This window comes from Pedobacter sp. ASV1-7 (genome assembly GCF_040203335.1).
Classification (GTDB): domain Bacteria; phylum Bacteroidota; class Bacteroidia; order Sphingobacteriales; family Sphingobacteriaceae; genus Pedobacter.
Genome location: NZ_JBEHBV010000002.1, coordinates 633,094 through 645,882, shown reverse-complemented (window position 1 = coordinate 645,882; position 12,789 = coordinate 633,094). Strand labels below are relative to the sequence as shown.

Here is a 12,789-nt window from a genome sequence, read left to right as displayed (position 1 = left end):
TAATAATTAAAATCCAACGTTTAAGCCAATGGTATATACTCTTGCACGAGGGTAAGAGATTCTATCGAATCCACTCAATAATGCATTTTCTGACGCAATTTCAGGATCATAACCTGTGTATTTGGTCCAGGTGTAAAGGTTGGTACCTGTTACATAAACCCTTGCGCTTCCCAATCCTATACTTTTGATGAATTCATCTTTGAAGCGGTAACCAATGGATACATTTTTTAACCTCAGGTAAGAAGCATCTTCTACATAGTAGCTTGAAGTTAGCGTTGCCGTTCTATTCCAATCACTAAAATCACCATGCTTATTGGTTGGATTTTCTGGAGTCCAACGGTTGTCAAGGAACTCTTTATTGATATTCATCCATGTGCTGAATACACCTCCTTCTAGTCGGAATTTAGATTCATTAAATATCTGATTGCCATAAGCGCCTTCCAGAAAAATATTAAAGTCGAAATTTTTGTAACGGAAAGTATTGTTCAGACCACCAAAAAACTTTGGAGTACTTCGGCTGATGGTGGTTCTGTCATTGTCCAGATCGACCATTCCATCGCCATTTAAGTCTTTAAATTTTGAAGAACCTGGTCTGAGGTTAACTCCGCTTACCTGTACTCCGCCAGGTTTTAGATTGTATACGCGTTTATCATGTGGTATAGTAGGATCATTATTGTTTTGCCATGTAAATTCATTGATTTGGTATACTCCATCAAACACATAACCATAGGCGGTTCCAATAGGTTGTCCAACCGTTACACGACCAACATTTGTAATCCATCCGCCCCCCATTGTTACTGGAATATAGCCGATGTTGCCAATGTCTTTCACCTCATTTTGATTGCTGCTGATGTTAAATGCAGTTTCCCAGTCGAAGTTTTTTGATTGTACATTTTTTGTAGTGATTTGGAATTCAATCCCTTTGTTGTCTACACGGCCAATATTCTGCCATTGCTGATTATATCCCGTTCTTCCTGGTACATAAACAGGTAAAAGCATGTTTTTGGTTTGTTTGCTATATACATCAAGCGTTAATGAAATTCTTTGGTTAAATAGTCCAAGGTCTATCCCAGCATTGTATTGAATAGTATTTTCCCACTTTAAATCTGGATTTGCGCTTGAAGAAGGGGCTTGTCCCAATTCGCCATTATAAAATGCATTTTCAAGTCTGGCTAAGTAACGATAAGATTCGATACGTTCGTTACCAGTTTCACCATAACTTAAACGTAGTTTTAAATTGCTGATTTCTTTAACTGATTTTAAAAAAGATTCTTCTGAAATCAACCAGCCGTAAGCGAAGGAAGGGAAGTAACCGAAGCGTTTTCCTTTTCCGAACTTATCAGAACCATCGGCTCTGAATGTACCGGTAAACAGGTGTTTCGTAAACAAGGTATAATTGAGTCGACCGAAGTAGGAGATGCGTCTGTTTACGTCTTTGTAAGAGCTGGAACCTTTTGCTGTAGTGCCTTTTGATATGTCATCAATACCGGTTGACTCATCTGCAAAATTAGACTTTTGTACCGAGAAGTATTCGTAGGTATACTGGTTAATCTCAGTGGCTAACATTGCATTGATATAGTTATTTTTGTTAAGCCATTTTTCGTAGGTTAACTGATTGGTGTTGAATAATGAAGATGCTTTCTGATCCTGGATGATCCCCAGTCCATTATCACCTACACCCCAACTGGTTTTCTTGCCATAAAACTCTTTTGTTTTAGAATTGGTTAGAATTCCACCGCCCGAAATGTTTAATGATAAACCAGGGATTAATTTATAATTAAGGTAAGCACTCAGGTTATTTTGTAAAGTTGATGCAGATTTATAGGCATCATCAATCATAGTGAGTGGAGAGATATAAGCACCAGCTCTATCCCAGATAGGATCGTAAAATTCTATAGGTTTGGAAATTACAAGATTCTGAACAATCCCATTAAATAAGCCGTCGCCACCGCCACTTTGACTTGCGCCGGTTAATCCTGTGTGTGATAAACTCAGATTGAATCCGATTTTAAGTTTATCGCTAAAATCCTGATCTACGCGTAGTCGTGCAGAATATCTTTTGTAATCATTATTTCTTACAATAGCACCCTGATCCAGGTATCCAATTCCACCTGCATAAGAAGTATTGTCTTTTTTTGCACTGAAAGATACATTGTGATTTTGTGAAACCCCGGTTTTTAAGGTTTCATCCTGCCAATTGTGTTTCTCCAAAGTATTGAGGTCTACAGGTTCATCCAACTCATTATATAGCCCGTCTTTATTAGAGTCTGTATAAAATAGAATACTATTAGGCATCACGATACGACGGTAATCAAGATATTCATCTGGTGTGAGTACCCTTAGCTTTTTGCTGGCTGTAGAGAAACTTGTAAATCCATCATAATCTATTTTTGGTGCACCAAGTTTACCAGACTTTGTGGTAATGATCACCACACCATTGGCACCTCTTGACCCATAAATTGCGGTAGAGGAGGCATCTTTCAGTACGTCGATGGATTCAATGTCATTTGGGTTTAAACTGGCCAGGGGATTTGAAGCGGTCTTAGTTCCAATGCTTGATGTACCCACTTCATTTGCATTTGCATCGTAAGGAACACCATCTATCACAAATAGGGGGCTGGTACTACCATAAATGGTATTTGCTCCACGGATAGATATATTCATACCAGAGCCAGGTTCGCCAGAGTTAGAAGAGATTTGTACACCAGCCATTTTACCTTGTATCGCTTCCTGGAACGATGTGACTTTGCTTTTAGAAATCTCGTCAGATTTAATGCTGGAAACCGAGCCTGTTAAATCTCTTTTATTCACGCTTCCATACCCTATGATAACCTGCTCGTCCAAAGATTTCACTTCTTCAGTCAGCGTCACATCAATGATTCTCAGATTACCAACAGTAATTTCCTTTACGGTATAACCAATAGAAGTAAAAATAAGTACATTGGTAGGTTCCGCAACCTCAATACTATACTTGCCCTCCGCATCAGTTGTTGTTCCTTTATTAGTGCCCTTAACTCGTATGTTTACACCCGGAATTGCAGAACCTTTAGCATCCATAACCTTTCCGGTAACTTTGGAAACCATGGTTTCTAAAGTTCCGGTCGATTTTTTTCGGATCACGATCGTGTTCATAGATATGATATAGTCCAGATTTTGGCCTTCAAGGCATTGTTGTAATACGGTTTCAACAGCCACATCTTTAACGGTCAGACTGATCGGTTTTGCAATCTTAATTGCTTTTGAATCATAGACCACTGTAAAGCTGGACTGCTTTTCTATCAGTTGGAATATCTCTTTTAAAGGGGTGTTTTTCTTGTTAATGCTGATCAGTTGGGCTTTGGTACTGGCTCCAACTTGTAAAAATACGGCTGTTAGTAAAACAAACGTGAGTTTCATAATTAAAACGAATTTGGATGGAATACAGAAATTCCTCCTGCACATTAATGCAGCATAAATTTTATACATTTGGTTAGTGGTTAATGAATATTCGGTTTTTTGAAGAATTGTCGTTTTTTAACCTATAGCTTTTATTAAAAAGCTTCGGTCAGGAGCATGTGAGAGTGCTTCTGACTTTCTATAGGATTTTGATGATACGTAAAATTACTTAGTCACTATAATCCTCCTTCCTTCTATTTTAAAATGAACTGATCCTGTAAGTTCGAGCGGTTTTAAAACATCTTGAATGCGCTCGTAGCGTGATATTTTTCCGCCAAATTCCTCAGCCTGAATATCATCCTTAAATATTATCTCTACATCATACCAACGTGCTATTTTTCGCATTACACTCTCAATACTTTCATCCTGGAATAGAAAATAGCCATTTTTCCATGCCAAAGCTTCGTCTACGTTAGATTCGGTAATGTTTATGGTATGATCAATATTACTCACACGAGCCTGTTGTCCAGGTACAATGATTTTGTTCACCATGTTTTTACTAACTTGAACAGAACCCTCAACCAAGGTTGTTTTTACACAAGCTTCATCATGATAGGCCATGACATTAAAATGTGTGCCCAGAACTTTTATTTCAGAACCGTTTGCCTTAACTTTAAATGGACTACGCTTGTTTTTTGCAATCTCAAAATAAGCTTCACCACTAAGTTCTATAGTTCTATGATCAGGGCTAAATACACTTGGGAACCTGAGTGATGAATTTGCATTTAAAATTACTTTACTGCCATCTGATAAGATAATTTCATATTGACCACCTTTGGGGGTAGCTAGCACGTTATAAGTAGTCTGCGCTACTGCATCAGTTTTGTCGGTATTAACCTGATAAGTAATCTGGGCATTGCCATTCTTTATGATTTTAATATTGCCAAAGTGACCCAGTGTTTGACCAACAGAATTGTTCAGGTCAATTTTAGAACCATCTGCCAAGGTAAGTACGGCTTTATTTGTTCCGGGTACTATATGTTGGCTGGCAATATAATCTGAAGATTTGAATAGTTTTAAAAAGGTATCATTGTTAAAGTTGAATAAGACTGTGCCGAACAATATCGTGGCAATTGCTGCTGCTGCTATTCTCCACCAAATTTTGCTTTGTTTATTGGTTTCTGGTTTTTTCGTCGCTATGATGGCGGCATACATTTTTTCCTGATCAATTTCAGGCAGCTCATCCAGATCATTTAAATCATCCCAAATATTTTTGAGCACGATTTCGAGTTCTTCTGTAGTGTTTTCTGTTGCAATCATATTGAGCAGTTCCAAAAGTTCTGTTTTGGAGCAGCGATTAGCAGCATACTGATCTATTAAATATTGTAATCTCGAAAAATACATTTGGTTAGTCCGTTTTAATACATGACGAATGTAAATTAAAAACGTACTGCCTGTGAAAATAAATTTTTTAATCGAGCAGATTAACCAGTAGGACCAGAAGTAAGAGACCTTTGTCAGATTCCGGATCTATTTGTTTCTTTAAATGTTTCAGGGTTTCAGAAAGGTGGTTTTTGACTGTGCTTTTCGAAAGCTGCATGTTTGCGGCTATTTCATCATGGCTATACCCATCTTCTTTACTCATTTTAAAAATCTTTTTCTTCTGATCGGATAGTTGAGATAATGCTTGATCAATCAACATTCTAAGTGCTTCTGCATCTAATTTTTCCTCCACATCGTTATGAACGTTTTTAATCTGATCCGTTAGTTCAGAAATCAGGTGTGTGTTTTTTGCCAGTTTTCTAAGATAATCAATGGCTTTATTTCGAGCCATAGTAAAAAGATATGCTTCAAAAGAATAGACTATACTAAGATCAGATTTACTAGTCCATATTTTTAAAAATACATCATTTACAATTTCTTCTGTAGCATCTTTAGATTTACATAATTTATAAATGTAAGTCGATAGCTTATTAAAGTAGTTGTCATAAATAGTTTTGAAAGCGATTTCATTTCCTTTTGAGATCTCCTCTAAAAGAATATCTTCATTTTTTAATTTTATGATGTGCACTTTAACCCCTTATTTAATAGCTAAAGCTAATAAAAAATGCTTAAAACAAATTTTATTTTGAGATAGTTCTAAGACGGGATTTACTAATTATGCAATTGTAGAGAATTCATTTAGTTTTAAGACCACAGAGAAGGCTGATAGATTTAACTTTTTGTTATTGATTACCTCCTACAAGAGATGAGTCTTATCATGTAATTAATTAAAAACATTGCTTAATATTGGATTTTATTAGCAGTTTTTATTTTAAAGAGTAAAAGGATATGGTTTTATATGGTTCATATTTGGATGCGCAACTCATCAACCTGGTTAAATCGGGAGATGAGATGGCTTTTGACGAGACCTATAAACGATATTGGAAGAAACTTTATAGTGAGGCTTATAAGCGCTTAAGAAATGCAGAGCTTTGTGAAGAAGTGATACAGGATGTATTCGCTGATTTGTGGGTAAAACGCAGTGAAAAACAAATTAATGAATTGTTTCCATATTTGCTTACTGCCGTTCGCTATCAGGTTTATATGCTTTATAAAAAAGGTAAATCTATGCCGGTTTTCGAAGAACCACTCGAATATATGGCACAAGAATCATTGCAGGCAGATTCATTGTTTTATGAAAAAGAACTAAAGTCATCTATTGAGAGCTGGTTGGCCTTACAACCTGAAAAACGTAGGGAAATCTTTAGAATGAGGTTTATGCAAGAGTTAAGTACCCGTGAGATCAGTGAAATCCTTGGGGTATCACAAAAAACAGTGCAAAATCAATTGCTTACGGCTACCGCAAGTTTAAGGGCAGCATTGGGTAAAATAATTACGATATCTGCAATTATCATGGCTGTAAAGGCAAATTAAAAAAATATTTTCAATAGGCATAGGAGATTAGTCTTTTATGATATACTGTATATAAAAGGTTTTTTGTTTTATGGCACATCCCACAAAAGAGAAATTTCTAGAAATCACTGATAAGTACTTGAACAATACAGCATCTGAAGAAGAAGTTGAAGTTGTTGAGGCTTATTATCAATTATTTTCGACGGAACCTGAAGTTCTGGAAAAGATAGCTGAACTGGGGCTGGATCCACTAGAGAAAAAAATGAGGGTTAAGATTAGTGAAAGGATAAAGGAACTGGAAAGGGTAAATTTACCGGGAACAAGAAGTTATCAGTTATGGTATCGTCTTGCAGGTGCTGCAATTGTATTGATTTCTTTAAGTGTAGGCCTTTATTTTTATGTAAATCGTTCATCACAATACAGTGCAATGAACATTGCAGCAGAAAATGATATTAAACCTGGTAAAAATAGCGCTGTTTTGACACTTGCAAACGGTAAACAAATTTCATTAACAGATGGAATTGATGGTAAGATCGCAGATGAAAAAGGTACTGCAATTACAAAAACAAAGTCGGGACAATTGATATATGATATTTCTGCATTACAAGGAGATAAGCCTGAAGTAAGTTTTAATATGTTGACTACTCCAAAAGGAGGACAGTTTCAAGTTCAACTTCCTGATGGAACTCTAGTTTGGTTGAATGCTGCTTCAGTAATAAAATTCCCGACTACATTTTCTGGTATGCCAGAGCGTAAAGTCGTGTTGAGTGGTGAAGCGTATTTTGAAGTGGCTAGGGTTGCTGTAAAAGGAGCAGATGGAAAACATATGAGCATGCCTTTTATAGTGGAAACAGAGAAACAGCGTGTTGAAGTATTAGGTACTCACTTTAATATTAATGCCTATCATGATGAAGGGAGTGACAATACAACCTTATTGGAGGGGTCTGTTCGTGTCGCTATGCTAAATTTGAAAGGAGAAAAGTCTGCTCAGGTTATTTTAAAACCTAATCAGCAATCAGTTTTAACTACTAATGGTATTCGTGTAAATCAGGTAGATGCAGAACAAGCCATTGCGTGGAAATCTGGTCTTTTTATGTTTGAGGGGGAAAGCCTGGAGTATATCATGAAAAAGATTGCAAGGTGGTATGATGTAGATATACATTTTGAAAATGAGGAATTAAAGCAAAAAATATACAGTGGAAGTTTTTCGCGTTTTACCAATGCGTCTCAGGTATTACAAAAGATTGAATTGACCCATACTGCCCGTTTTACTGTTAAGGGAAGAAAAATCATTTTGTATAAATATTAAATATTCACAAAACAAATCATATGAGAGAAAGCTACAAAAGAGACCCTTAACTAAGTTATCAGAAATTCCATATAAAAAACCAGCATCAGACGGCCATCTGATGCTGGGAAATAGTTTGGAATGTTATCAATAAATTTTCAGGATTATCAACTTAACCAAACCAATCAAATGTATAAAAATTATATCAGAACCTTAAATGGTATGCAGCGTTGCATACCTAAAATTCTGCTTGTTATGCGATTAACCACCATTTTACTTTTTCTAGCTGTAATGCAGGTCAGTGCAATCGGCTTTGCACAAAGAGTAACTCTTAATCAAAAAAGTACGACACTTAATCAGGTGTTTAAGGAAATACGTAAGCAGACAGGGTATAATGTTTTCTGGGAACAAGATCTTTTAAAAAGATCAGTACCTATAAAGGTTGAATTTAATAACACTCCGTTACAGGAGGTAATGGAAATATGTCTGGAAGGAACAAATCTTACTTATGCGATTCAAGATAAAACCATTGTAATTCAGAAAAAGGAAACTTCCGTTTTTGATAAAGTTCTTGATTATCTCAAAAAGATAGATGTAAGAGGTAAAGTAACTGATGAAAGCAATAAACCACTACCTGGGGCTACAATTAGGGTAAAGGGAGCATCGAATGTAGTGTTAACTAATAACAATGGCGAGTTTTCACTAAAAGATGTACAGGACAATGCTATTTTAACCATATCTTATCTTGGATATGAACAAAAGGAAGTAGCCGTAAATGCAGGATCTTTTATGTTCGTTAAATTAGTCCCTTTATCACAAAGTCTGGATCAGGTATCTATTATTTCAACCGGTTATCAAAACTTAAAAAAATCACAATTAACCGGATCCTATTCGACAATTAATAGAAGTACTTATCAGCAAAGTGTTCCTGCCGATGGAAATATCATCAGCAATATGGAAGGCAGACTTGCTGGTTTGATGCTGAATGTCAATCAGTCTAGAAGTTCCTGGGAAGATCCTAATAATACCAGTCCTTTTGCTATCAGAGGAGTATCCACATTTCAGGCCATTAAAAAACCGCTTATTGTGCTAAATGGTTATCCGACTGAAGTTGATATTGAATCTATTAATCCTTACGACATAGAATCGGTAACTATACTCAAAGATGCGGCTTCGGCAGCAATTTATGGCGTTCGTGCCTCTAATGGTGTAGTTGTTATAAATACAAGGAAAGGTGTGTTTGGAAGGCCAAAAATTAACTTTACTACTGCTTTGACCTATAAGCCAAAACCCAACTACAATAAGCTTAATTTGTTGAAGGGCCGCGGGTTTGTTGATTTCGAAAGTGCATCAGGTTTAAATGATATTGAGAATAATTTCATATCTAAAGACTATATAGATATGGTAAATGGTACATATACGCCTGTTTTTAGTATTACAGACGACCTTTATAATGGTAAAATTACTCAAGAGGAAGCTGATAAAATGTACAATGAATTGGCTTCATATGACAATACAGAGGATTATAAAAAACTATTCCTTCAAAACCAGGTTTTTCAAACCTATGATTTGAATGTAAGCGGAGGTGGGACTAATGCTACTTATTTCTTTGGGGTAAATCACCAGGATAACAAGTTTTTACAAAAACGCTCAGGCTTTAATAAAACAAATATTAATTACAGGGGTACATTTGAGTTTTCTAAAAGAATAAATCTGGATGTACAAACAATCTATTCAACCAGTAATTTAAAGAGAGCTAGCGTTCCTGCATATACAGAGTTTAAACCTTATCAACCATTTTTTAATGCTGATGGAAGTCCTGCTTCTTCTTATTTTGCTCCATTCAATGAAAATTACTATGGTTTTGGAACTAGCTATGGTACAATCAGTGCTGCAAGAAATCAGGAAAACATGGCTTTGGGATTGTATGATCAGACGTATTATCCTTATGAGGAAATGTTTGAAAGCAATTCAGAGATTAAAAGTGAAGTTTATCGTGTTCAGGGTAATTTAAAAATTAATCTTTTGACTGGGCTTAATCTGGAATTGGGCGGTGTGTATGAAAGAGAGCAGGATAAAATGACTTCTTCGGCATCAGAGCGGGCATATGGAACAAGGATTATGCTTAATTACTTTGCAAAAAAAGATCCTGTAACCGGAAAACCAATATTTAGTATTCCACAAGGTGGGACAAATAAAATAGAAAATTCAGATATTACTTCTTATACTTTAAGAGCCCAGCTTTCTTACAATAAGGTGGTCGGTAATAAGCATGATCTATCCTTCTTAGGAGGCATAGAGCAACGTAAGAATACCAGTTCAACTAAATTGAATACAGTATTCGGTTATAATAGTAATACCTTGACTATTAAACCAGCAGATTTAACGTTATTGGGGAATGCTAATTATTATCCTGAGTTTACAGATGTAATTGTATCAGGCTTGGAAGGGTTTGTATTTGATCAAACTACTTTTGAACAATTTTTCAATGAAATTTATGGTGATGATCGCTTTTTGTCATATTATGCTAACGGAGCTTATACCTATAATGAGAAGTATACCCTTACTGGAAGTTTAAGGATTGATCAATCGAACTTGTTTGGTGAAGATCCTAAATTCAAATATACTCCTCTGTGGTCATCAGGTATTTCCTGGAATATCAGGAATGAAAACTTCTTGAAAGATGTAAAATGGATGGACGAATTGAAGGTACGTGTAGCTGCAGGATATAATGGTAACATCAAGAAAGGAAGTGGACCATTTAATTTACTTACTGCAAGCATTAATAACTACGTGCCTAATCCTGTTGTGGGATACGGAATATCTGCACCAAGGAATAATGGATTGAGATGGGAAAAAACATTTAATTTTAATGCAGGATTAGATTTTGGTTTGTTTAATGGCCGATTGGCAGGTGCTGTAGATTATTACATCAAACGTGGAACGGACATTTTCTCGCCGATTGAATCTGATCCAACCAAAGGTTTTACCAATCTGTTAACAAATAACGCAAGTATAGAGAACAGAGGGGTCGATCTGAATATTTCTTCATTGAATGTTAAACAAGGTAAATTTTCATGGAGAACACAGGTTACTGCATCTTTCAATAAGAGCAAAGTACTTAAGGTGAAGAATACATATAGAGGCTTCTTTAATTTTACAAGGGCAGGAGGAGCTGAAAATATTGAAGGTCATCCTATGAATTCAGTATTAACATTGGATTATATTGGTTTAAACGAATTGGGGCAACCAATGGTTAGAGATGAAAATGGTAATCCAGTTGTACTTAGTTTTTCACCACAGGTAGATGTACCGCTAAGCGCTATGAAATTTGCTGGAGTAAATGATCCGAAATATGCGCTGGGTTTTAATAACCAGTTTGGATTAGGTGATTTTAGTCTCTCAGCATTATTAATGTATTATGGCGGACATGTAGGTTTGATCAAGCCACCTTCTATTTTTGATAGCAGACCGCAAAATGGTACACAAAACTTCTGGAAAAAGGCTGGAGATGAAGCTTATACCAATATCCCTGGATTTGGTGGCGCTTATGGAACACCAGAGTACATTGGTACAAGAACTGGTTATGAAAATGGGCAGCAGTTTGTTCGTAAGCTTGATTATATAGCTTTAAGAAACATCACTTTAACTTATAATATGCAAGATAAGGTGTCTCAGAAATTCGGTTTAAGTAATACAAAGCTGATATTTCAAGTACAAAATCCAGGGAAATATGTTTTTAGTGGAAATGATGTAGATCCTGAAACATTGGATTTTATTTCTGGTAGAAGAGGATTGCCCTTAGTGCCTTCCTTTACATTTTCATTATCAACCAATTTTTAATTAAAAAACTGATGAATATGAAACTCAATAAAATACTATATATACTAGCAATTCCGGTACTGTTAATGGTATCATGTAAAAAGTTCCTTGAAGTAAAACCTAAGGGGGTGATTATAGCTGAAAATCTTAATGATTTTGAAGGCGTTTTAAATGGAGAGGGGATTGTTAATCCATTTGGACAGAATAATTTGATCATTTACCCTACGGATGATATCAAAGACCTTAGTTTTAATCCGCAGAGCCAGTCTTCACCTAAAGGGAATTCTTATTTTTGGGTAGAGTATATTAATAACAATAGTGTACGACCTGATCTTTGGGCAGATTTGTATAGCCGTATTGCAAACCTGAATGTAGTAACTGAAGGTGTTTTATCAGCAACAGATGGTACGGAGCAACAAAAGAAACAACTATATGCAGAGGCTATGGTAGCAAAGAGTTTCAATTACTTTCACCTGCTCTCTTTTTTCTCCCCGGCTTACCACAAGACTACAGCAGCTACGGATTATGGTGTACCTTATGTAAATACTACAGACGTAAGTAAAGATGTACCTGCACGACCTACTTTACAAGTTGCTTATGACCAGCTGATCACTGACCTTATTACTGCCGTTCCTGATTTGCCGGAGGTTAATATTAACAATACCAGGGCAACAAAAGATGCTGCATACGGGATGTTAACTCGTATTTACATGAGTATGGGAGATTACATAAATGCTGAAAAATATGCAAACCTGATATTAGGCTCTGGAAAAGCTAAAATTGTAAATTATAGTACTTATTCTGGTGGTATTTTACCTGCCACGAACAGTAGCCCCGAAGAATTATGGGTGAGATATGCAAACAATCTTTCTTTTACTTATTCAAACGAACTGTTAGCTAAATATGATTTAAATAATGATTTGAGAATACGTCTGCTTTCTACAAAAAAGACTGATGGATCATACAGTTATGGTAGTATTCAGGCTTATAATCCAAATCGTGGGATTACTTATGCAGAGATTTACCTTGATAAAGCAGAGTGTCTTGCTCGTGCAGGAGACATCGATGCTGCCCTTGATATCGTTAACAATACCATTAGAAAGAATAGGTTTATGCCTAATCAATACACAGCTTTAAATGCAGGCACACCAGAAGCAGCCTTAACCGCAGTTTTGGAAGAAAGAAGGAGAGAGCTGGCTTTTAAAGGATTGCGTTGGAGTGATATGAAACGTCTGGATAAAGAAGGTAGAATGCCAATAGTGGAACGGATTGCAAATGACGGAACTACAGTTTTTGCTACACTTAAACCCGGAAGTACTGCATATACTTTTCAAATTCCTTTAATGGTACAAAGTTTTAATTCAAATATGCCTTTAAACAAGAGGTAAATCACATTAATCATAAAAAAA

General features: G+C 35.9%; 7 protein-coding genes. 4 read left to right on the top strand and 3 right to left on the bottom strand.

What is annotated here, in order from left to right; genetic code table 11:
* Nucleotides 1-6 precede the first annotated feature (6 nt).
* From ABDJ41_RS07620 to ABDJ41_RS07610, 3 genes are all read right to left on the bottom strand, one after another.
* Nucleotides 7-3,396 carry a TonB-dependent receptor gene (locus ABDJ41_RS07620; protein WP_349785292.1) on the bottom strand — a complete coding sequence of 1,130 codons (3,390 nt, stop codon included), beginning with the start codon at nucleotides 3,394-3,396 and terminating at the stop codon, nucleotides 7-9.
* Nucleotides 3,397-3,600: 204 nt separating this feature from the next.
* Nucleotides 3,601-4,779, bottom strand: coding sequence for a FecR family protein (locus tag ABDJ41_RS07615; RefSeq protein ID WP_349785291.1), 1,179 nt, complete (start codon nucleotides 4,777-4,779; stop codon nucleotides 3,601-3,603).
* 67 nt (nucleotides 4,780-4,846) lie between these two features.
* Nucleotides 4,847-5,446 carry an RNA polymerase sigma factor gene (locus ABDJ41_RS07610; protein WP_349785290.1) on the bottom strand — a complete coding sequence of 200 codons (600 nt, stop codon included), beginning with the start codon at nucleotides 5,444-5,446 and terminating at the stop codon, nucleotides 4,847-4,849.
* A 260-nt stretch (nucleotides 5,447-5,706) separates the two neighbouring features.
* On the opposite strand from ABDJ41_RS07610, the gene ABDJ41_RS07605 reads away from it, so the two are divergent.
* From ABDJ41_RS07605 to ABDJ41_RS07590, 4 genes are all read left to right on the top strand, one after another.
* Complete coding sequence (locus ABDJ41_RS07605; RefSeq protein WP_349785289.1) at nucleotides 5,707-6,291, top strand: RNA polymerase sigma factor; 585 nt, start codon at nucleotides 5,707-5,709, stop codon at nucleotides 6,289-6,291.
* A gap of 70 nt (nucleotides 6,292-6,361) precedes the next feature.
* A complete protein-coding gene (locus tag ABDJ41_RS07600) occupies nucleotides 6,362-7,579 on the top strand; it encodes a FecR family protein (RefSeq protein WP_349785288.1) in 1,218 nt (405 codons plus the stop codon).
* A gap of 168 nt (nucleotides 7,580-7,747) precedes the next feature.
* A complete protein-coding gene (locus ABDJ41_RS07595) occupies nucleotides 7,748-11,401 on the top strand; it encodes a SusC/RagA family TonB-linked outer membrane protein (RefSeq protein ID WP_349785287.1) in 3,654 nt (1,217 codons plus the stop codon).
* A 17-nt stretch (nucleotides 11,402-11,418) separates the two neighbouring features.
* Nucleotides 11,419-12,768: a RagB/SusD family nutrient uptake outer membrane protein gene (locus tag ABDJ41_RS07590; RefSeq protein WP_349785286.1), complete on the top strand. Its 1,350-nt coding sequence runs from the start codon at nucleotides 11,419-11,421 to the stop codon at nucleotides 12,766-12,768.
* Nucleotides 12,769-12,789: the final 21 nt, after the last annotated feature.

Excerpts from the sequence above, each read along its gene's own strand:
- ABDJ41_RS07620 (WP_349785292.1), bottom strand. The coding sequence starts at position 3,396 with ATGAAACTCACGTTTGTTTTACTAACAGCCGTATTTTTACAAGTTGGA.
- ABDJ41_RS07615 (WP_349785291.1), bottom strand. The coding sequence starts at position 4,779 with ATGTATTTTTCGAGATTACAATATTTAATAGATCAGTATGCTGCTAAT.
- ABDJ41_RS07605 (WP_349785289.1), top strand. The coding sequence starts at position 5,707 with ATGGTTTTATATGGTTCATATTTGGATGCGCAACTCATCAACCTGGTT.
- ABDJ41_RS07600 (WP_349785288.1), top strand. The coding sequence starts at position 6,362 with ATGGCACATCCCACAAAAGAGAAATTTCTAGAAATCACTGATAAGTAC.
- ABDJ41_RS07595 (WP_349785287.1), top strand. The coding sequence starts at position 7,748 with ATGTATAAAAATTATATCAGAACCTTAAATGGTATGCAGCGTTGCATA.
- ABDJ41_RS07590 (WP_349785286.1), top strand. The coding sequence starts at position 11,419 with ATGAAACTCAATAAAATACTATATATACTAGCAATTCCGGTACTGTTA.